Consider the following 19,924-nt stretch of genomic DNA (forward strand, 5'->3'; position numbering starts at 1 on the left):
TCGGCGTCTTCCGCTCCGTAGACCGCCCCGTCTACGACAACCAGATGGCCGACCAACTCGAAACCGCCGTCGAACAACACGGCAAGGGCGACCTCACCGCCCTCCTCACCGGCAACGACACCTGGACCGTGGAGACTTCCTCATGACGTACGTCATCGCCCAGCCCTGCGTGGACCTCAAGGACAGGGCATGCATCGACGAGTGCCCCGTCGACTGCATCTACGAGGGGCCTCGCAAGCTGTACATCAACCCCGAGGAATGCGTGGACTGCGGGGCGTGCGAGCCGGTCTGCCCGGTCGAGGCGATCTTCTACGAGGACGCGGTGCCCGACGAGTGGGCGGACTACCTCACCGCCGACCGGGAGGTCTTCGCCGCGACGGGCGCGCCGGGGGGCGCCGCCAGGGCCGAACCGCTGGCCGAGGACCACCCCGTCGTCATGGGGGAACCGGTGCGGGAAGCAGGCTGAACCTCCAGGGGCCGGGCGGCGGGACACCGGCCCCTACTCTTCAGTAGGGCTTCCCCCGTCCTTCAGCGGAACCGGGCAAAGTGCACCACGTCAAGCGCAGCCCCCCATACGTGTTTCCGCAGAGCCGCCGGACACCGCCGCAGAGGAATCCCATGGACACCGTTACCGCACCGTCCCCTTCCTTCCTCGGACCCCACCATCTGGTCCACAGGCCGGCCAGCCCCGAGGCCTTTCTGCTGAACGCCACCGCGCCGGTACGGCAGAATTTCGCGTTCTCCGCCGAACTCCCCTACCAGCACCCACTGTTCGGCGACTCCGTCTCGGAGTACCACGACCTGCAGTTCCCTGTTGAGTCACTGCGCCAGACCATGCTGTTCGCGGCGCGCCGCTACTTCCGGGTGCCGGAGAACTGGCATCCGGTGGTGGCGTCCGGCGGCGCCGCGATCACCCGTCTCTCCGCATGGCGCCGCCGCGACGAGCGGGCCCGGATCGCCCTGGAACTCGGAATGACCCCGCTCGACCTCGTCGGCGGCGTACCCCGGGGCTTGGACTGCGAGGCCACCGTCTCGATCGACGGCGAGCGCTGCGGCACCGCCTCGGCCCGTCTGGTCTTCCTGACCCAGGGCGTCCACCACAGCCACCGGGTGCTCGGCCGGCGGCAGAGCGAGGAGTCCCTCGCGGCGGGGGACGGCGGTCCGGTCGCCGCCGGCCTGCCGCTGCCCGAGAGGGTGGGTCACCGCGACAGCCGCAATGTCCTGGTCGGCCTGCCCGAGCACACGGGAACGGACGGCGAGGACGGCCTGGCCTTCCCCATCGACACCACGGCGGCCGCCGGACTGCCGGCCGAGTCCCCCGACACGGCGGGCGAGGTGCCGGCGATGCTGTTCCTCGAGGTGTCCCGTCAGGTGGGCCTGCTCGCCGCCGCCGAACTGTACGGCTTCGTCCCCTCGCACGCCGTACTGTCCCAGTGGCAGGCCTCGTTCCGCGGCTTCGCGGAGCCCGGTCTGCCGTTGCACTGCACGGTGCGCGAGGGTGTACGGCGCGCCGACGGGCGGGTGGCCCGCGACGCGTCGGGCCGGCCGGTGGCCGGGCTGCGGCTGTCGTTCCTCCAGGGCAGCCGGGTCGTGGCCCGTGTCTCCGCGTCCGTGCTGCAGGATTGCTGAGGCGCGCGATGAGATACAGAGTGCTGGGCCCTGTGCACATGGCGCCTCGTACGCCGTCCGCGGCCAAGCCGCGCGCCGTCCTCGCCACGCTGCTGATGCAGAGCAACACCGTGGTGTCGACACATACCCTCATCGATGAACTGTGGAGTTCCGAACCGCCCCGCACGGCCACGACCACCCTCCAGGTGTACGTGTCCCAGCTGCGCAAGGCGCTCCTGGAGGGTGCCGACGCGGCGGCGGAGGAAAGCGGCACGGTGCAGCCGCTGCTGACCCGGCCGCCCGGCTATCTCATGCGGGTCGCGCCGGACGAACTGGACCTGTCCGTCTTCGAGTCGCTGCGGACCGAGGGACGGGCCGCGTACGACCAGCGCGAGTACGGCACCGCCTCCCACCTCCTGGGCCGCGCGCTGGGGCTGTGGACGGGGCCCGCCCTGTCGGGCATCCCGCACGGGCCCGCGCTGGAGACCTCGGCGATCCGGCTGAACGAGCTGCGGGCGGAGGTGCTGGAACAGCGGATATCCGCCGATCTGCGGCTCGGGCGGCACCACGAGCTGGTCGGCGAGCTGATGGCGCTGGCGCACGACCATCCGCTGCGCGAGACGCTGCACTGCCACCTGATGGTGGCGCTCTACCGTTCCGGCCGGCAGTCGGACGCCCTTCAGGTCTACCACCGGGCGCGGCGGTCGCTGGTCGACGAACTCGGTGTCGAGCCGGGCCCGGTACTGAGCAGGCTGCTGGAACGGATCCTGGCGTCCGACCCCTCCCTGGCCTGGCACGGCGAGCCCGAGCCCCGGCTCTCCCCGGTCGGCGGATCCGGTGGCCGGGCCGCCGGGGAGCCCGTCGGCGGCGCCGCAGTCCCGGCCTCCTCGTCCGCCCTGGGCGGCCGGGGCGGCCCGGACCAGGGTCCTGTGGTCTGGCTGCCGCCCACCGTTGCCGACTTCACCGGGCGTGAGGACCAGCTGGCCGCCGGTGAAAAACTGCTCGCCGGTGACCCGGCCGTCCCCAACAAGGTGCTGGTGGTCTCGGGCCGGGCCGGTGCGGGCAAGACGGCGCTGGCCGTACGGCTGGCCCACGACGCCGCCGACCGCTTCCCCGACGGACGCGTCCTGGTGACACTGCGGGACGCCGGCGGGCGGGCCGTCGAACCGAGGACTGCCATGGCGACCCTGCTGCGACGCCTGCGCGGGCCGCTGGGGGCCGAGCCGGGAGCCGACGGCGGCACGGACCCGCTGCCCTCCTCCGAGGCGGAACTCGCGGAGCTGCTGCACGGGCACACCGAGGGCCGCAGGATGCTCCTCGTCCTGGACGACGCCGTGTCCGAGGCACAGGTCCGGCCGGTGCTCTCCGCGGTGCCCGACAGCACGGTTGTCCTGACGAGCCGTCAGGTTCTGGGAGCCCTGGAGGGCGTACAGCACCTGACCCTCGACGTGCTCACCGTGCGCGAGGCCGAGGAACTGCTCATGACGTGCGGCGGGCCGAGGATGCGGGAGGACCCGGAAGCCGCCGGGGAGATCGCCCGCCTCTGCGGCTGCCTGCCGCTGGCCCTGCGGGTGGCGGCGGCCGGGATCGCGGCCCGGCCGCACTGGACCGCCGCCGGGCTGGCGCAGCGGCTGCGCGACGAGCGGACCCGGCTGGCGGCGCTCGCCCTCGGCGATCTCGACGTACGCAGCAGCCTGCTGACCGCCTACCACGACGTCGGCGAGGAGGCCAGGCACGCCTTCCGGATCCTCGGACTGGCCTCGCTGCCGGACTTCGCGCTGTGGAGCGCGAGCGCGCTGCTCGACGCGGATCCGGCCGAGGCCGAGCGGCTCACCGAGGAACTGGTGCGGGCGCATCTCCTCGAGGCACGGCGGCGTCCGGGGCGGCTGGCCCCCGTGCGCTACGGCTTCCACGCGCTGCTGCGCTCCCTGTCGCTGGAGGTCCTGGCGCGGGAGTCCCCGCAGGAGGGCCCCGCGGCCGTGGAACGGCTGTGCCGCGCCTTCCTGGCCCTGGCAAGGCACGCCGACGCCAAGCTGGCACCCGGCCGGGACCGGCTCGTGCAGGAGGAGGCGGAGCCCGTCGCGGGGATCTCCCCGGACGAGGTGGTCGGCAACGCGCCGCTGCAGTGGTTCCAGGAGGAGTCGGCGGGCCTGTCGGAGGCCGTGCGCCAGGCCCATGCGGCCGGGCTGTGGAGCCTGTGCTGCTCGCTGGCCTCGGCGGCCGCCGGCTACTACGAGGCGGGCGCCCTGTGGGACGAGTGGGAGTCGACGCACGACCTCGCCCTGGACGCGGCCCGCCAGGCGGGCGACCTCCACGCGGAGGCGGTCGTCCTGCGATCCCTGGGCGACCTGGCATGGCAGCGCCACCAGACGTCGCTGTCGATCGACAGGTACCGGCTCGCCTGGCACCTGTTCACCCGCCACGGCGACCGGGCGGCGGCGGGCCGCTGCCTGTCCGCCGAGGCGGACGTCCTGCTGGGCCTGGGCCGGGTCGAGCAGGCGGAACGGTGCTACGTGCGCGCGCTGTCGGCGAACCGGCTGGACAACGACGCGCGGGGGGCGGCGGATTCGCTGCGCGGACTGGCCCTGGTCGCGCTGCGCGAGGGCCGGCACGAGGAGGCCCTCGGCCACCTCACGGAGTGCGAGAGCGCGGCGCGCTCCGCGGGTGACCACCGCTGGCTCCAGTACGCGCGGCGGACGGCGGCCGCCGTCCGCACGTTCCTCACGTCGAGCCGGTCCGCCTCCGCCTCGTCGATCCCCCTGGAGATCCGCCCCGGCGTCTGGCTCTTCAGCCCGCCTCAGCCGGCCCAGCGAGCCGCCTGAGGCCCACCCCACCGGCCGTCCTGGCTCCCGAGCCAGGACGGCCGGGGCCCCGGCCCCGTGGCCCCGGCCTGACGGCCGCACGCGACAGCCCTGTCGCTGAGGACGCCCCGGGACCGGCACGGGAGGCGCCGCACACTCCGTGCCGGGCGACGGACCACGCACCGGGCGCGACCCCGGCGGCGCACGCACAGCCCGGCCGGTCCCGGCATCGACAGATGCGGTGCTTCCTCGGCGCGAAGAAGGGCCGCACGATCCGCCATGGCCGCCTCGCGAGCCTGTGGGGCCGTGGGCGGGCTGCCGTTTCGGGCGCACCCGACGGCGGACGAGCGCCGGGCTTAATCGGTTGACCGGGTGGCACCGGCTGGGCAGGCTCCAGCAACGACCCGCCTGCCCCCACCGGGAGACCCACGGATGACTTCTCGCCTGCACGCGCTCTGCTTCGATGCGCAAGACCCGCTCCGTCTCGCGCGCTTCTGGGCGGACTTTCTCCGCTGGGAGACGTCCAAGGACCCCTCCGACGGCATCACGCTGCTGCCCAGCGACGAGACCGGGTTCCGGCTCCGCTTCCTCCCGGCCCAGGAGCGGAAGACAGGCCGGAACCACATGCACTTCGACCTGACGAGCACGTCCCTCGACGACCAGAGGCAGGTGGTGGAGAGGGCGCTCGAACTCGGTGCCCGGCACATCGACATCGGCCAGCGCCCGGAGGAGGGGCATGTGGTGCTCGCCGATCCCGAGGGCAATGAGTTCTGTGTCATCGAGCCGGGCAACAGATTCCTCGCCGAGTGCGGGTTCGTCGGAGCGCTGGCGGGCGACGGTTCGCAGGAGGCCGGGTACTTCTGGAGCCGGGCGCTGGGCTGGCCGCTGGTCTGGGACCAGGACCAGGAGACCGCGATCCGCTCACCGCACGGTGGCCCGAAGATCACGTGGGGTGGTCCACCCCTGATGCCGAAGACGGGGACGGAACGGCTGCACTTCGACATCGCTCCACCAGCCGGCGGTGACCAGCGGGCGGAGGTCGACCGGCTCGTCGCCCTCGGGGCGACGCGCATCGACATCGGCCGGGGGAACGTCGACCGGGTGGTGCTCGCCGACCCCGACGGCCACGAGTTCTGTGTGCTGACCCCACGAACAGGGTGAGAGTGATCATCGGTTCGGATCGGCACTGAGAGCCATGACCGGAGGGCCATGACCGTCACTCACTTCATGCTCGCGCGGTTGCCCGACGGGCGCTGGGCCTACTCGGCGGCCGCCGTGGGGGCCGTCGCCGGGGCCGGTGTGTGGTCAGGGGCCTGGGAGCGGAGGAAGCGGGCGCCCGTGGGGTGCAGGCGGCCGAGGAACCGGTGGACGGGGACCGGGCGGTGGTGTCCGGTCGTCAGATCGCTCTCCGTGATGCCGAGGGAAGCGAGCGTGTGCCAGGGCCGGACGCTGGTGGGTGCGGCGGCGGAGTAGGCGGCGCCGTCCTCCGGGCCCGCGCTCATGACGGTCTCTCGCTGAGTTCGGCGCGGGTGGACCGCCGGGGATTTGCTCCACGGCGGGCGAAGCGCAGCCACAGCAGCTGGGAGATGAGCCAGCGCCGCATCGCGCCGAGGTGGGCGGGTGAACCGTGCACGTCGTCGAAGACCTTGAACCGTACGTCGCCGAGTGTGCGCCGCAGCAGGTCCTGTTCCGTGCCGGGGATGATCTCGTCGCGGCTGCTCGCCACGTACCTGACGGGGATCCGCACCTGTCGCAGCTGCTCCGGTGTGAGCGCGAACCGCGGCAGGAGGGCGCGGAGTTCGGTGAGGTCCTCGCTGCGGGTGAGGCTGCGCAGGGTGTCCGCGGTGATGCCGGGCACGCGGGGCCACCACGAGGTGTCGGCGAAGAACCCGGCGACGGGGGCGCCCACGGTGAGGACGCGGCGGATGCGCGGGTCCTCGGCGGCGGCGCGCATGGCGAGGTGGCCGCTGAAGCTGAGGGCGAGCATGGAGGTGTCGTCGACGCGGGCGCGGTCGGCGAGCCGGTCGAGCAGGAAGCCGAGGGTGCGCCAGGAGTCGGGGCCGTAGGCGCAGGTGTTCTCGCCGACGCCGGGGAGTTCGGTGACGACGGCGGCGAAGCCGAGCTTGCGCAGCAGGGGCAGCAGCGGCGCCCACTGCTCCTTGACACTGACGATGCCGCCCATGACGACGAGCAGCGGGCGGGACGCGTCCAGGCCTGCCGCCCAGCAGGCCACGGTGCCGTCGGGGTGCTCGAACTGCAGCCGCTCGATGCCGTCCTGGTCGCGACGCCAGCGGTCGAAGGTGTCGACGCAGAGCCGCTGGGCCCGGGCCCGGTCGGCGTCGTCGTGGTACGGGAAACGGGCGAGGGCGTAGTGCCGGCAGGCGTCGAGGAGGTCGCCGCGTGCGGCGGCTGTGTCGCCCTCGGCGGTCCACACCGAGGCCCAGGAGTCCGGGTCGCCGGGCGTGTCGTTGGTGATGCGGGTGAGGACCGTCGCGGCGTGCTCGGCGGTCATTCCCTGGCCCCTGGCGTGCAGGCGGGCGAATTCCTTGAGCTCTTCGAGATGGTTCATGGGTGTGTCGGTCACCGTCCCCGGTCAGTGTGTCGGCGCCGTCGGGACGGCGCGGGGCCGGGGCCGGAGCCCCGGTCGACTGCGTCTTGAGTGTCCCGGTGCCTGCTTGCGCCGCGCTTGTACGAGGCGGGCACCGGGGCCCGTTCCGGACGGTTGGGCACGGCACCGCCCGGCACCTCCGGACACGGCCCGGCGCGCGGCCCGGCACGCGGCCCGGCGCCGGTTCAGCCCCGCTCGCCGGCGGCGTCCTCCTCGTTCCCGAGCGCCCGTACGACGGCGTCGACGATGCCCGGGTCGAGTGCCGTGCCCGCCGCCGTGTCCGCGGTGGGGCCGAAGCCGGCGTCGCCGACGGCGACGCTCACGGTGTAGCGGCCGTCGTCGAGCGACAGGGTGTGGAAGGCCCATGTGCCGACCGTGCCGGGAGTGCCGTCGGGACGCAGGACGTCCGTGGGGGCGGCGTCGGGGCTGAAGCCGAAGTCGGTGAAGGGGAACAGCATGCCGAGGCCGAGGGCCTTGCTGTAGGCCTCCTTCAGGGTCCACAGGCGCACCACCGCGCGGTTGCGCTCCCCGGCGGGCAGGGCCTCGATCCGTTCCGCCTCGTACGGGGTGCACATGTGCCGGCCGAGTCCGGGGGCGTACAGGGCGCGGTCGCCGCGTTCGGCGTCGACGCCGATGACGCCGCCGGCGGCGAGGCCGACCAGCAGCAGGTCGTCGGTGTGGCTGAGGCTGATGTGCACGCCGTCGCAGCCGCGCACGAACGGTCGCCCGGTGAGGCCGTAGCCGAGCTCGACGGACTCGGGCGGTGCGTCGAGCGCGGCCGCGGCGGCGTGTTTCAGCAGCAGTCGGGAGGCGCAGAACCGGGCGCGTACCTGAGGGTGTGTCAACTCCAGGTAACGCTCCAGGTCCTGGCCCAGGAGTTCGCGCAGCCCTGGCCCGCCCGCCCGTTCCGGCCGCCAGTCGGGCAGGCGGGCGCGGAGCAGTACGGCCCCGTGCCGGCGCAGGTCAGCGCGTACTCTGCTCCAGTCCGCCGAGGGGCCGGAGATGGCGATCGGCTCCCCGAGGGACCGGCCCGGAACGCCGCGTCCCCGAGCCGTCATCGAAGGCCTCCATGGTGTCGTGGAGATCCGACAGCACATCGGCCGCGGCCGCCCCGTCGATCACCCGGTGGTCGAACGTGAGGCCGAGCCGCATCATGGGCGCGGGTACGACGGCGCCGTCGCGTACCACGGCGCGTTCCACGACGCGGCCCGCGCAGAGGGTGACGGCCGTGCCGCCGGCCGAGTGGAAGCCGTCGACGGTCCGGTGGCCGAGCGAGCTGACGGATACCGTGCCGAAGACGCCGGGCCGCTTGCGCGGGTCGCGCAGGACCGCGGCGAAGGCGGCCCTGCCGAGCCCGACGGGGAGCCGGCCGAGCGTCCGTACGCCCTTGAACTCCGGCAGGTCCGCGGCGTCCTCGTCCCGGTAGCGGTCGACGCGCTCCTGGATCTCGGACAGGCTCGCCGTCTCCAGGCCGGGGAGGAGGGCGGACAGCACGGTGCGTTCCCCCTCGACGGGCCGGTCGAGGGCGAGTTTGGCGGTGACGCCGTCGAAGCGGACGATCCTCGGCGCGCGCAGGAGCGAGGGCCAGCCGGGGGCCATGACCGCGTTGGCCTCCGGGTGGCGGGCGAGGACCCGCCCGGTGGCGTGCAGCAGGTAGCTGACGACCGAGTAGCGCCGGCCCTGTGCGCGCGCGGCGGCGCGGTGCTCCTGGATCCGGGTCATGTCGATGTCGGTGTCCAGGTGCACGGGCCGCTGGGCCGACGCCCACTCCAGGAAGTAGAGGGTGTGGCGGCGGCGCCTCTCGGGCGTGACGGACGCGGTCAACCGGTCACCGCCAGGTCGTAGATCTCCTTGAGGCTGCGGGCCTCCAGGACTCTGCCGACGGGGACCTTGCGGCCGGTGGCCGGTTCCAGCGCGGTGACGAGTTTCAGGAGGTAGAGCGAGTCCCATTCGGGAAGTTCGTCGAAGTCGGCGGCCACCTGGTCGGCCGACAGCGGCATGCCGATCTCGTCGTTCACCAGCCGGACGTAGTCGTCGAGGGTGAACCCGCCTGCGGCGGGGGCGGTGGTGCTTTCGATGCTCATATCTTCTCCAGGGCGAAGCCGGCCTTGATCCACTTGCTGGACTCGACGGCGACCGCGAGGGCCTTCTCGCCGCCGGACATCCGCTCCAGCAACTTCTCGATCTGCAGGAAGGGAAGGGCGTTGCCGTTGTTGCCGGTGTCCGCGACGCAGGACACCTCGCGGGCGCTCGGCACGTCGAGTTCCTCGGTGATGCGGCGCGTCATCCGGCCGGACAGCTGCGGCGGCAGCAGGTAGTCCAGCTGGTCCGGCTCCCAGTCGAGTTCGCCGAGCATCTCCCAGAGGATCTCGACCGCCATGACCGGTACGGACTCCTCGATGGCCTTGTAGTCCTCGGTGACGGCCTGCTTGTCCTCGTAGCGGTCGGCGAGCCCGAACCACTCGATGACCTGGCCCGGTTTGCGGCCCAGCCCGGTGAAGCGGTTGAGGACGTGGCGCAGTGCGACGCGCTCGCCGCGCGGTTCGTCGGTGAGGACGGCCGCGCCGGCCCCGTCGCCGAACAGCACGTAGTTGACGAGGTCGCTGGGTGCGGCCGCGGACAGGTCGCGCCCCGTCTCGAGGTGCTTGCTGCACACGTCGCCGCCGATGACGAGGCCGCTGCGGTACTGGCCGGAGGCGATCAGCGACTGGCCGACCGCGAGGGCCTGTACGGCGCCCGCGCAGCCGGACTGGAGCTGGAAGGTGGGCACCTGGTCCAGGCCGAGCTGGTCGGCGACGTGGTTGACGGTGGCGGGCATCAGGGTGTCCGGGGTGGCGGTGCCGAGGACGATGAACTCGATCTCGGACGGGTCGGCGCCGGGAGCCGCGAGTGCCCTCTCGGCGGCCTGGGCGCACAGGTCGGCGAGCGACCAGCGGACCACACCGGTGCCGAGGTCCCGGGCGAAGTGCCGTGTCCTGGTGCCGATGAAGACCTCGATCCACTCCTCGTTGATGCCGAGGACCTTGGCCAGGGTGGCGTTGTCCACCGGGTCTCCGGGCAGGGCGGTGCCGATGGATGCCAGGTGGGCGGTCGGGGTGGTCATGCCGTCCTCTCCTCTTCGATGTGGGCCCGGTTCTCGTCCTGGCCGCCGAAGCCGGCGTGCCCGGGTGCCGTCGCGCCGATTTCGCGCAGGTAGGCGATGAGGTCGCCGACGGAGGAGAGCCGGGGCAGCAGGTCCTGGACGGTCAGGGTGCCGATGCCGGCGAGGCGGACCTCCAGCCGGTTCTTGAGTTCCATGATCATGACGGAGTCGAAGCCGAGGTCCTCGTAGAGCCGGTCGTGCGGGCCGACGTCGGAGGCGGTGTAGCCGCCGACCAGCCGGATGGCGTCGAGGACGGTGTCACCGACCGGGTCCGCCGTGCCGCCGGGACGGTCCAGGGTGAGGACGGACGCGGCGGCGGCCGCCTCCTCGTGTCCCGTCGCCTGTGCCGGTACCCGGCCCACGGGCATGTCCGCCGCGGCGGCCACCGTTCCCGGGGCCCGCACCGGGTTCCGCGCCCAGAAGCGGTGCTCGGTGGAGAACGCGAACGGCGGCAGCGGGTGGTGGATCCGCTCCGCGGGCGCGTACACGGTGTCCCAGTCCGGGTCGACGCCGCCCCGGAACAGTTCGGCGAGGGCCTCGGCGAGATCCCGGCCGGCGGACTCGGGGCCGCGCACCGGCAGGACGTGTGCCGGGCCGGTGTTCGCGGTGGGGTGGCCGAGGCGGCGCACCATCCCGGAGAGCACCGGCTGGGGGCCGATCTCCACCAGGTGGGTCGGTCCGTCGGCGAGCAGCTCGGCGGCCGCGTCTCCGAACAGGACGGTGGCGCCGATGTGTTCCACCCAGTACGCCGCGTCCATCGCCTCCGAGCCGAGCAGCCTGCCACGGACGGTCGAGTAGAGCGGGATCTCGGGCACTCCCCCGCCGACCTCTTCGGCGATCGCCGCGAAACGGGCCAGCATGGGCCGCATCAGCGGCGAGTGGAAGGCGTGCGAGACCTGGAGCCTGCGGGTGGTGAGCCCCTGTGCCTCGATCTCGGCGCCGATCCGTTCCAGCGCCTCCAGGTCCCCGGAGAGCACGGTGGAGGTGGGGCCGTTGACGGCCGCGACGCCGACCAGCGGCTCCGGCGCGATCCGCTCCTCGAGTTCCTCCCTGGCGGCCCGGACGGACAGCATGCCGCCGCCCGAGGGGAGTTCCTGCATCAGGGCGCCGCGTGCGGCGACCAGCCGGGCGGCACCGTCCAGGGTGAGCGCCCGGGCCAGCACGGCGGCGGCGAACTCGCCGACGCTGTGGCCGAGGAGCATGCCGGGACGCACCCCGAGTTCCATCAGGGTCCGGCCGAGGGCGTAGCCGACGGCGAACAGGGCGGGCTGCGTCCACCGGGTGCTGTGCACCGCCTCGTCGCCGCCGAGGATCAGGTCGCGCACGGACCGTCCGGTGTGCGGCAGCAGCGCGGCGTCGGCCTCGTCGAGGAAGTGCCGGTACAGCGGGGACTGTTCGTACAGCGCGGCGGTCATCCGCGGGTACTGCGAGCCCTGCCCGGTGAACAGGAACGCGGTGCCGGGCCGGCCCGCCGGGTTGCCGGTGAGCCGGGCGAGCAGGTCGGGGTCGGCGGCGGCCTCGCGCAGCCGGGCGACGAGTTCTGCGGTGTCGGTGGCGGCGGTCGCGAAGCGGTGGCGGTGTCCGGCCTTGATGTGGTTGCTGGAACGGGCCAGCGGGCCCAGCGGTACGCGGCGGGCCGCCGCCGCGTCGGCCTGGGCCAGCAGGTTGCGGCGCAGCGCGTCCGCGCTGGGCGCGGTGAGGGTGAAGACCGCGGCGCCGATGCCGCCCGGCGCGGCGTCGTCCCGGGGCCGGGGGCGCGCGGCCCCGGGGGGCGCGGACTCCAGGACGGCGTGGGCGTTCGTGCCGCCCATGCCGAAGCTGCTGAGCCCGGCGACCGTGGGGCCTGCGGGCAGCCGCAGCGGTGCCTTGAGGAGGCGGAGCCCGTGGTCGCGCAGCTTGAGCCGGCTGTTCTCCTTGGCCGCGTAGCGGCTGGCGGGCACCACCCGGTGGTGCAGGGACAGGGCGACCTTGATCAGCCCCGCGACGCCCGCGGCACCCTCGGTGTGGCCGAGGTTGCCCTTGACGGAGCCGAGCGCCATGGGCTTGCCGGAGCGGCCCGCGTGGTGGTGGCCGAGCGCCTTGACCTCCATCATGTCGCCGAGGCCGGTGCCGGTGCCGTGCGCCTCGGTGAAGACCACGTCCGAGGGCTCGACGCCGGCCCTGCGGTACGCGGCGGCGAGTACGTCCTGCTGGGCCCAGCGGTTGGGCGCGGTCAGCCCGTTGCTGCGGCCGTCCTGGTTGACGGCGGTGCCCCGGATGACGGCGTAGACGCGCTGGCCGTCGGCGATCGCGTCGCTCAGCCTGCGCAGCACGATCACTCCGACGCCCTCGCCGCGGCCGATGCCGTCGGCCTCGGAGCTGAAGGGCTTGCAGCGTCCGTCGGGGGCCGAGAGCCCGGCCTGGGTGTAGAAGATCGACAGGGCGGGGGTGAGGGCGATGTTGACCCCGCCGACGAGCGCGTGGTCGCACTCGCCGGACAGCAGGGCGTTCCCCGCGAGGTGCGCGGCGACCAGCGAGGAGGAGCAGGCCGTGTCGACGGCGAGGCTGGGGCCCTTGAGGTCCAGGTGGTAGGAGATCCGGTTGGCGGTCATGCAGTAGCCGTTGCCGGAGCCGACCTGGGCCGTGACGTTGTCGTAGTCGGTGAGGTGCAGCTGCGCCCACTCGTTGCCCATGATGCCGACGAAGACGCCGGTGGGGGTGCCGGCGAGTTTCCGCGGCGAGATCCCCGAGTCCTCGACGGCCCGCCACGCGGACTGCAGCAGCAGCCGCTGCTGCGGGTCCATGGCGGCGGCCTCGCGGGGCGAGATGGTGAAGAACTCGTGGTCGAAGGCGTCCGGGTCGGTGATGAAGCCGCCCTCGGTGGTGTTGGTGCGTCCTTCCTCACCGGCCGTCGAGTGGAACTCCTTGGCGTCCCAACGCAGCCCGGGCACCTCCCCCACCCCGTCCGCGCCGCGCATCAGCAGGTCCCAGTAGGCGCCCGTGTCGGGCGCCCCCGGGAATCTGCAGTCGATGCCGACGATGGCGATCGGCTCCATCAGGCGCCGCCGCCCTTCGGGGCGGCCGCGGCGAACTCCTCCATCAGGTGGCCGGCGAGCGCGTGGACGGTCGGGTAGTCCCAGGCGGCCGTCGGCTCCATCACGAGGTCGAAGTCGTCCTCGATGTCGCCGCACAGGCTGAGGGCGGCGACGGAGTCGAGGCCGTACTCCGCGAGGGGGACGTCGGGGTCGATCTCGGCGGGCTGCCGCTTGAGGTAGAGGGCGATGCGCTCGGCCAACCACGTGGTCAGAGACTCGGTGGTGTGTCCGGTGGTCGGAACGGGCATGGTGCACTCCTCGGCGGGGTGAGCGGATTCGCTTGCTGTGGTGGGGTCGTGTGCCGGCCGGTCGGGGGCCGGCCGGGTGTCCTGGGGCCGGCCGGTGTGTCAGCCGGTGAGCGGGGTGTCGTACAGGTCGTAGCTGCTGCGCCCGTGGAACCTGCGCAGTACCTCCTCGTGCACCCGGGCGTCCACGGACGCCGGGAGGTCGGCGGGCCGCCGGCCGAGGCGCCGGGCCAGCCGGTGCAGGGCGGCGGCGAGCCAGGCGGGGTCGGCGAGGAAGGTGTCGCCGCCCTCGTGCGACGCCTGCTGCCAGACCCCGATGGCGGAGGCGGCGGCGAGGAGCACGGTGTAGCGGTCGGCGAGGGCGAACGTGGCGGGGCTCGCGAGCGCCGTGCGGTCCTGGGGCGCGAGCGCGCGGCTCGCCTCCTGGAGCCGCCGCAGTTCGTCCGTCATCGTCACCGCGAGCGCGTGGACGGCGCGTTCCTCGGGTGTGCCCGCGGGCAGTTCGTCCGCGGAGGCGACCAGCGAGGCGCTGAGCGCGTCGCGGCCACTGGCCAGGGTGAGCGCGTCGAAGGGGATCTCGGGCAGGTCGGAGCGCGGCCGGAAGAGTTCCGCGGGGGCGGGCTCGTCGGTGAACCAGGAGCGCCGGGCGAGCCGGGACAGCTGGGGGATGATGGTGGCCTGGCAGGCCGCGGAGCCGGCGTGGCCGAGGCTGAGTACCGGCATGTCGCGCAGGTGCTTCTGGAAGATGCCGTGTTCGCCGTCGCGGATGTAGAAGCGGGCGCCCAGCACGATGGACAGGTCGTGCATGGTGTCGGTGAGCAGCTTCGGGACGAGGTACTTGGTGGCGGCGGCGAAGACGCTGGTCTGCTCGGGCAGCAGGTGCACCGCCCGTGTCGCGGCCAGCGAGAGGCTGTCGCAGGTCAGCAGGTCGGTGAAGGCCCCGGACAGGGTCGCCCTGGCGTGCGGGATGTCCATGACCGACTTGCGGTAGAGCCGCCGGCCGAGCGCGAAGCGCACGACGGTCCGCAGGGCGGTGTCGGTGGCGCCGACGGCCATGCCGGGGAGCGCGGCCCGGGTGATCTGGAAGGCGCGCAGGGCGGTTTCGACGCCCTGTCCGACCTCGCCGACGAGGGCCGACGCGGGTACCGGTGTGTTGTCGAAGCGGAGTCCGGACAGCCGGCAGCCGCGCACGCCGACGGCGTCGTAGCGGGGCAGCACCTGCCAGGTGTCCGTGTCGAGGCCTTCGCGCTCGACGAGGAGCACGGAGTGGCTGCGGCTGCCCGGCGCGGGACTGGTGCGGCTGAACAGGACCCACGCGTCGGCCCTGGCGGCGTTGTTGATGACCTGCTTGGCGCCCTTGAGCAGATACCCGCCGTCCTGCGCGGGGCGGGCCTCGAACTCGTTGCGCACGAAGTCGTTGCCGTGCGCGAGCTCGTGGTACGCGACGGAGACCTTGCCGCCGTCGGTGAGGATGCGGGCCAGGCGTTCGCGCTGCGCGGCGTCCCCCGCGGTCCACACGTTGACGCCGGCCATGAAGGAGGTGACGCCGTAGCCGAGGCCGAGGGCGACGTCGCGGCGGAACACCTGCCGCATGACGCGCACCAGGGTGTCGAGCCGTTCCAGGCGGCCGCCGTCGGCGCGCGGCACGAAGTCGGCGCCGAGCCGCAGCTCGTCGAGGGCGCGTTCGCCGGCCGTGGAGAGTTCACCGGCCTCGTCGGCCTCCAGCAGCCGCGCGTACGACAGTTCGTTGGTCTCGTCGGTGGGGTCGCCAAGACGCCGGTCCAGTTCGGCGACGCGGTCCGCGGCCCGCGCCTCCTGTCCCGGTGCCCCGCGGCCGGCCGGGGCGGTGGTGGCCGCCGTGTGCGCGCCCTGGGGCTCGGTGCCGATCAGCATGACGTCCTCTCGCTCTCGGCGGCGGCCGTGCCGGCCGCCGCGGGCCGCTCGGGGCTCCGCTGCGGCAGCAGCGAGAACAGCCGGCCCGAGGATCGGGCCGCCCGCAGGGCGCCGAGCAGTTCTTCGTAGGTCTCCGGGCCGGCCGCCGCCGGTTCGCCGAGGCGGACCAGCAGCCTGTCGAGGGCGGTGTGCAGCCACAGGCCGTCGCGCCACAGCGCGCCCGTGCCGGGGTCGTCGCCGACGTGGCCGGTGCTGTGGGTCCACAGGCCGACGCAGGCGGCTCCGGCCCAGCACAGGGCGTAGCGGCGGGCGACCTCGAAGGCGGCGGGCGGGACCTCGGTGAGGACGCCCTGGTACTCCTCCATCTCGGTGTGCACCGCGGCCGTGGCGGCGAGCAGCCGCCGCGCGGCCTCGGCCACCGGGGCGAGCGCGGGCTCGGTGCCGGCCCGGCGGGCGATCTCGTCGACGGAGGCGGCGAGCCCCGCCAGGACGCCGCTGCCGTGCCGGGCGACCAGTGACAGCTTCGCGGGGTCCAGGGGCGGCAGCGGCGCGGCGAGGTCGCAGGCGGCGACGGCGCCCGCGGTGTCGCCGGTGCCGCGCCGGTAGCCGCGGACCAGTGAACGGAATTGGTTGATGAGGGAGTTGAGGTTGACCAGGGTGTTGCCGTCGAAGAGCCCGACGAGGCGGTGGTCGCGCTCGACCTTCTGGAACCGGCCGTCGGCGTACACGCCCTTGAGGAAGGCGCGGGCGCCGAGCAGCCCGGTCAGGTCGGCGAGCACCTGGTCGGTGCCGGTGGGCAGCAGGTACTTGGTGACCGCTGAGGTGACGCTGAGCTCCGCGGTCTGCGTCTGTACGGCGCGGGCGGCGACCAGGGCGACCGCCTCGTGCAGCAGTACGTCGGCGGCGGCGCCGGACAGCACGTGGCGGGCCTGCGGGAGTTCGATCAGCCGGCGGCCGTACAGCTCGCGTTCCTCGGCGAAGTCGAGGCCGAGGCGCAGCCCGTGGTCGCCGGCGCCGAGGGACAGCGCCGCGCACATGGTGCGTGTCAGCTGGAGCGCCTTCAGCACGATCTCCAGGCCGGCGCCCTCGGCGCCGACGAGGGCGCCGCGCGGCACCCGGGCGCCGTCGAAGGCGATGCCGGAGATGTCGGCGCCGCGGATGCCGTGGGTGCGGATCTTCGGCAGGTGGCGGTAGGTGTCCTCGTCCAGTTCGCGCTTGTCGACGAGGAGGACGCTGAAGCCGCGCGGGCCGCCGTCGGGGTTGGTGCGGGTCAGCAGGGAGAGTACCGACCCCCGGGTGGCGTTGTTGATCAGCCACTTCTCGCCGCTGACGAGCCAGTGGTCGCCGGTGTCCGGCGCCTTGTCGTCGGTGCGGACGTCGCCGGCCAGCAGGTCGCTGCCGTGGGCGCGTTCGGTGAGCCCGAGGGAGACCGGGACGCCGGCCATGATGTCGGCGCCGAGCCCGGCGGCCTGTTCCGCGGTGCCGGCCACCCAGACGCAGACGCCTCCGAGGTAGGTCTTGCCGTGGCCGATGGCGCAGGTCAGGTCGCGGCGGGCGACCGCGCGGGCGAGCTGGAGCACCTGCTCGTAGTCGCGCAGCCTGCCGCCGTGCTCGACCGGCACGTAGTGGTCGGGAAGGCCCCACTCCTGGAAGCGGTGGCAGATGTCGGCGGGGAACTCCTCCCTGTCGTCGAGTTCCGCGCAGCGCGCGTAGGAGAAGACCTCGTCGGGGTCGTTGGGGTCGCCCAGGAAGCGGTCGAACTCCTCGGCGAGCCGGTACGGGGGATGTTCCATGTCAGACCACCGTTTCCAGGGAGTGCGAGCCGGCGGCGGCACCGGTCGTCTCGGCGGTCCCGGTGGAAGCGATCAGTTCGCGGACGGCCGGTTCCAGGACCTCGTACAGGGGGGTGATCCGGCCCTCGAGGAACAGCTTGCGCATCAGAGTCCGCTGGATCTTGCCGCTGGTGGTCTTGCGGACGGTTCCGGGGCGGACCAGCAGGACGTTGCCGGCGGGGATGCTGAACTCCTTGCTGATGAACCTCTGGACGCCGGATGCGAAGGTGTGCAGGTCGGTGGAGAGGCTGCTGGGACGGACCTCCTGGATGGCGACCAGGTGCTCGCGGTCGGTCTCGACGGCGAAGACGGCGCCCGCGCCGGTGCCGAAGGCCTTGTCGCTGGACTGGACGGCGCGTTCGACGTCCTGCGGGTAGAGGTTGCGGCCCGCCAGGATGACCATCTCCTTGAGCCGGCCGGTGACGTAGAGCTGTCCGTCCTTCAGGACGCCCATGTCGCCGGTGCGCAGCCAGCCGCCGGCGTCGTGCCCGCCCTTGCCGTCGGAGATCACCGCGTCGAAGATCTCCTTGTTGGTCTCCGGCCGCTTCCAGTAGCCGGAGGCGATGCTGTCGCCCTTGAGCCAGATCTCACCGACGTGCTCGGCGGGCCTCTCGACCCGGGTCTCCGGGTCGACGATGCGGATCTCGAAGTCCCGTACGATCCCGCTGCTGACCAGGGACCGGGTGGATTCGTCCGCCCGCGGGTCGGCCAGTTCGCCGCGCTCCAGGGCCTCGGCGTCGACGTCGAGGACGCGCGGGGGCGCGGTGCGCGGGATGCCGGAGACCAGCAGGGTCGTCTCGGCCATGCCGTAGCAGGGGAAGAAGGTCTCGGGACGGAAGCCGGCGGGCGCGAAGCGCTCGGTGAAGGCGCGGACCGTCTCGGCCCTGACGGGCTCGGCACCGTTGCAGGCGGTCGTCCAGGTGGACAGGTCGAGCGTCTCCAGCTGCGCGTCGGTGACGCGGCGCACGCACAGGTCGTACGCGAAGTTGGGGCCGCCGCCGGTGGTGACGCCGTAGTCGCCGATCATCTTCAGCCAGCGGTAGGGGCGCTTGAGGAAGGTGAAGGGGGCCGTCAGGACGGCGGGGATGCCGAGGTAGAGCGGGTGGAGGATGTGCCCGATCAGGCCCATGTCGTGGTAGAAGGGCAGCCAGCCGCCGCACACGGTCTCCGGTCCCGTGCCGATCGACCGCTGGATCGCCGCCTCGTTGGCGAGCAGGTTGCGGTGCGAGACCACGACGCCCTTGGGGTCGCTGGTCGAGCCGGACGTGTACTGGAGGAAGGCCAGGCTCTCTGGGGTGAGTGAGGGCGCGTGCCAGGCGCCGGCGTCGCCCTGGGCCGGATCGTCGGTGGCCAGGCAGGGCACGTCGGAGCAGCCCTCCGCAGCCAGCCAGGCGGAGATCTCGGGGGCGTTGGCCGAGTCGGTGAGCACGGCGCACGCCTCGGCGTCGCGCAGGATGCCGAGGACCCGGGCGAAGTGCTGGCCCTGTTCGGTGGGCAGCGGTGCGGGCACGGCCACGGCGCCGGCGTACAGGCAGGCGGTGAAGGCCTTGATGAAGTCCAGCCCCGGCGGGTAGAGCAGCAGGACCTGGCGGTTCGCGGCTCTGTGTTCCTGGAGCCAGGACGCGATCCGGCGTGCCTCCTGGTCGAGCCCGGCGGACGTGAGGTGCTGCGGCACCGAGCCGCGGGCGTCGTCGGGCAGGAAGATGAAGGCATCCGCGGCGCTGCGGGCTTCGGTGCGCTCCAGAACCAGTTCCGTGAAGGTTCGGAAGTTCGTCAACGTCTTTCCCTGACCTCTCCGAGATCCGCTGGCGTGGCGCCGGCAAGGGTTGTTCTGACTTCGCGATCGTCGTCCCGGCCACTAAGGAGACGCTTGTGCGAACCGGGTGCGGCCGGACGGCCGCCCCCGGGCCTGAGCCGCCCCGGGCCGGGCCTCACCGCGTAGGTACGGCCGTGCCGCCCGCGGACGGGCCGCACGGCCGGCGACCCGCCGCGGGGCGCCGCCAAGGCGCACACACCGCCCGGACGCACGGCTGCCGCCATGGCCGGACGCACGCACGCACGCCACCCGTGGCCGGGCCGTGCGGCCGGCGGCCCGGCCCATTGCAGCGGCCGGTCGGCTGCCATGGGGTACGCCCGCCACCGGAGAGGCACCGCCGGCGGCCCGTCCAGGGGCGCGCCGCGCGGACGACCGACCGGGAACAGGCGCCCCGGACACTGGCGCCGAGGGCCTCGCCGCGAGGCATCGCACCGGCCGGACGGCCGGCCCCGAGAACGCAGGCCACCTGGCGGGCACCACAGGCCGTCCGGCACGAGGCGGACCACCCAGACGCGCGTCGCACCGACAGCCACCCGTGGGACAAGCACCCCCAGCACCTCACCGCAAGGCGGCTGCCCGGCGGGCACGCACGCCACCACACCGGCCGGACAGCCGACCCCGGCAGCACACGCCACCCAGCAGGCACCACAGGCCGTCCGGCACGAGGCGGACCACCCAGACGCGCGTCGCACCGACAGCCACCCGTGGGACAAGCACCCCCAGCACCTCACCGCAAGGCGGCTGGCCGTGGCGCAAACACGCCACCCACACCGCGCGGACGGCGGCCGCTCGGGGGTGGTGGCCGGTCCGCCCCGGCGCGGGCCGTGCCGACAGCGGCCGGGGCAACGGGCCGCAGCGCGGGCCCGGACGCGACCGGCCCGGTACGGCGGTACCGGGACCACCCC

At 73.5% G+C, this 19,924-nt stretch carries 15 protein-coding genes and 1 pseudogene; 5 read left to right on the top strand and 11 right to left on the bottom strand.

The features are described from left to right. The 5 genes and pseudogenes from GUY61_RS16965 to GUY61_RS16985 all read left to right on the top strand — a co-directional run. Positions 1 to 146, top strand: a pseudogene (locus GUY61_RS16965) (2-oxoacid:ferredoxin oxidoreductase subunit beta); the annotation flags it as partial. After that, positions 143 to 466, top strand: coding sequence for a ferredoxin (gene fdxA / locus GUY61_RS16970; RefSeq protein ID WP_166631020.1), 324 nt, complete (start codon positions 143 to 145; stop codon positions 464 to 466). The pseudogene GUY61_RS16965 and the gene fdxA, both read left to right, overlap by 4 nt. A 152-nt stretch (positions 467 to 618) precedes the next feature. Then, positions 619 to 1,629: an AfsA-related hotdog domain-containing protein gene (locus GUY61_RS16975; RefSeq protein WP_166631021.1), complete on the top strand. Its 1,011-nt coding sequence runs from the start codon at positions 619 to 621 to the stop codon at positions 1,627 to 1,629. An 8-nt stretch (positions 1,630 to 1,637) separates the two neighbouring features. After that, complete coding sequence (locus GUY61_RS16980; RefSeq protein ID WP_166631022.1) at positions 1,638 to 4,430, top strand: AfsR/SARP family transcriptional regulator; 2,793 nt, start codon at positions 1,638 to 1,640, stop codon at positions 4,428 to 4,430. Positions 4,431 to 4,841: 411 nt separating this feature from the next. After that, on the top strand, positions 4,842 to 5,570 hold the full coding sequence (locus tag GUY61_RS16985; protein ID WP_166631023.1) for a VOC family protein: 729 nt from the start codon (positions 4,842 to 4,844) through the stop codon (positions 5,568 to 5,570). A gap of 98 nt (positions 5,571 to 5,668) precedes the next feature. Here GUY61_RS16985 and GUY61_RS16990 read toward each other — a convergent pair whose 3' ends face one another. The 11 genes from GUY61_RS16990 to GUY61_RS17040 all read right to left on the bottom strand — a co-directional run bounded on the left by GUY61_RS16990 (position 5,669) and on the right by GUY61_RS17040 (position 18,980). After that, positions 5,669 to 5,911, bottom strand: a complete 243-nt coding sequence (locus tag GUY61_RS16990) for a hypothetical protein (protein WP_166631024.1) — start codon at positions 5,909 to 5,911, stop codon at positions 5,669 to 5,671. After that, positions 5,908 to 6,978: an alpha/beta hydrolase gene (locus tag GUY61_RS16995; RefSeq protein ID WP_166631025.1), complete on the bottom strand. Its 1,071-nt coding sequence runs from the start codon at positions 6,976 to 6,978 to the stop codon at positions 5,908 to 5,910. Before GUY61_RS16995 ends, GUY61_RS16990 begins: the two co-directional genes overlap by 4 nt. 224 nt (positions 6,979 to 7,202) lie before the next feature. Next, complete coding sequence (locus GUY61_RS17000; RefSeq protein ID WP_166631026.1) at positions 7,203 to 8,075, bottom strand: 4'-phosphopantetheinyl transferase superfamily protein; 873 nt, start codon at positions 8,073 to 8,075, stop codon at positions 7,203 to 7,205. Beyond that, positions 7,981 to 8,841 (bottom strand): 2-oxo acid dehydrogenase subunit E2, encoded by an 861-nt coding sequence (locus GUY61_RS17005; RefSeq protein WP_166631019.1) that lies wholly within the window; start codon positions 8,839 to 8,841, stop codon positions 7,981 to 7,983. The genes GUY61_RS17000 and GUY61_RS17005 overlap by 95 nt, the downstream gene beginning before the upstream one ends. Next, a complete protein-coding gene (locus GUY61_RS17010; protein WP_166631027.1) occupies positions 8,838 to 9,101 on the bottom strand; it encodes an acyl carrier protein in 264 nt (87 codons plus the stop codon). Before GUY61_RS17010 ends, GUY61_RS17005 begins: the two co-directional genes overlap by 4 nt. Beyond that, a complete protein-coding gene (locus tag GUY61_RS17015) occupies positions 9,098 to 10,120 on the bottom strand; it encodes a 3-oxoacyl-ACP synthase III family protein (RefSeq protein ID WP_166631028.1) in 1,023 nt (340 codons plus the stop codon). Before GUY61_RS17015 ends, GUY61_RS17010 begins: the two co-directional genes overlap by 4 nt. Beyond that, positions 10,117 to 13,194: a type I polyketide synthase gene (locus tag GUY61_RS17020; RefSeq protein WP_166631029.1), complete on the bottom strand. Its 3,078-nt coding sequence runs from the start codon at positions 13,192 to 13,194 to the stop codon at positions 10,117 to 10,119. The genes GUY61_RS17015 and GUY61_RS17020 overlap by 4 nt, the downstream gene beginning before the upstream one ends. Then, on the bottom strand, positions 13,194 to 13,481 hold the full coding sequence (locus GUY61_RS17025) for an acyl carrier protein (RefSeq protein ID WP_166631030.1): 288 nt from the start codon (positions 13,479 to 13,481) through the stop codon (positions 13,194 to 13,196). The genes GUY61_RS17020 and GUY61_RS17025 overlap by 1 nt, the downstream gene beginning before the upstream one ends. A 99-nt stretch (positions 13,482 to 13,580) precedes the next feature. Then, a complete protein-coding gene (locus GUY61_RS17030; protein WP_166631031.1) occupies positions 13,581 to 15,371 on the bottom strand; it encodes an acyl-CoA dehydrogenase in 1,791 nt (596 codons plus the stop codon). After that, the gene (locus GUY61_RS17035; protein ID WP_166631032.1) at positions 15,365 to 17,164 is read right to left on the bottom strand and encodes an acyl-CoA dehydrogenase family protein; all 1,800 of its coding nucleotides are present in this window, start codon (positions 17,162 to 17,164) and stop codon (positions 15,365 to 15,367) included. Before GUY61_RS17035 ends, GUY61_RS17030 begins: the two co-directional genes overlap by 7 nt. Before the next feature lies 1 nt (position 17,165). Further along, positions 17,166 to 18,980, bottom strand: coding sequence for a fatty acyl-AMP ligase (locus GUY61_RS17040; RefSeq protein ID WP_166631033.1), 1,815 nt, complete (start codon positions 18,978 to 18,980; stop codon positions 17,166 to 17,168). Positions 18,981 to 19,924 lie beyond the last annotated feature (944 nt).

The organism is Streptomyces sp. GC420 (assembly GCF_009916105.1).
GTDB lineage: Bacteria > Actinomycetota > Actinomycetes > Streptomycetales > Streptomycetaceae > Streptomyces.

Bases quoted from the DNA above. Each gene is read 5' to 3' on its own strand.
- GUY61_RS16975 (WP_166631021.1), top strand. From the start codon at position 619: ATGGACACCGTTACCGCACCGTCCCCTTCCTTCCTCGGACCCCACCAT.
- GUY61_RS17010 (WP_166631027.1), bottom strand. From the start codon at position 9,101: ATGAGCATCGAAAGCACCACCGCCCCCGCCGCAGGCGGGTTCACCCTC.
- GUY61_RS16985 (WP_166631023.1), top strand. From the start codon at position 4,842: ATGACTTCTCGCCTGCACGCGCTCTGCTTCGATGCGCAAGACCCGCTC.
- GUY61_RS16995 (WP_166631025.1), bottom strand. From the start codon at position 6,978: ATGAACCATCTCGAAGAGCTCAAGGAATTCGCCCGCCTGCACGCCAGG.
- GUY61_RS17020 (WP_166631029.1), bottom strand. From the start codon at position 13,194: ATGGAGCCGATCGCCATCGTCGGCATCGACTGCAGATTCCCGGGGGCG.
- GUY61_RS17015 (WP_166631028.1), bottom strand. From the start codon at position 10,120: ATGACCACCCCGACCGCCCACCTGGCATCCATCGGCACCGCCCTGCCC.
- GUY61_RS16980 (WP_166631022.1), top strand. From the start codon at position 1,638: ATGAGATACAGAGTGCTGGGCCCTGTGCACATGGCGCCTCGTACGCCG.
- GUY61_RS17000 (WP_166631026.1), bottom strand. From the start codon at position 8,075: ATGACGGCTCGGGGACGCGGCGTTCCGGGCCGGTCCCTCGGGGAGCCG.
- GUY61_RS17025 (WP_166631030.1), bottom strand. From the start codon at position 13,481: ATGCCCGTTCCGACCACCGGACACACCACCGAGTCTCTGACCACGTGG.
- fdxA (WP_166631020.1), top strand. From the start codon at position 143: ATGACGTACGTCATCGCCCAGCCCTGCGTGGACCTCAAGGACAGGGCA.
- GUY61_RS17030 (WP_166631031.1), bottom strand. From the start codon at position 15,371: ATGCTGATCGGCACCGAGCCCCAGGGCGCGCACACGGCGGCCACCACC.
- GUY61_RS17035 (WP_166631032.1), bottom strand. From the start codon at position 17,164: ATGGAACATCCCCCGTACCGGCTCGCCGAGGAGTTCGACCGCTTCCTG.
- GUY61_RS16990 (WP_166631024.1), bottom strand. From the start codon at position 5,911: ATGAGCGCGGGCCCGGAGGACGGCGCCGCCTACTCCGCCGCCGCACCC.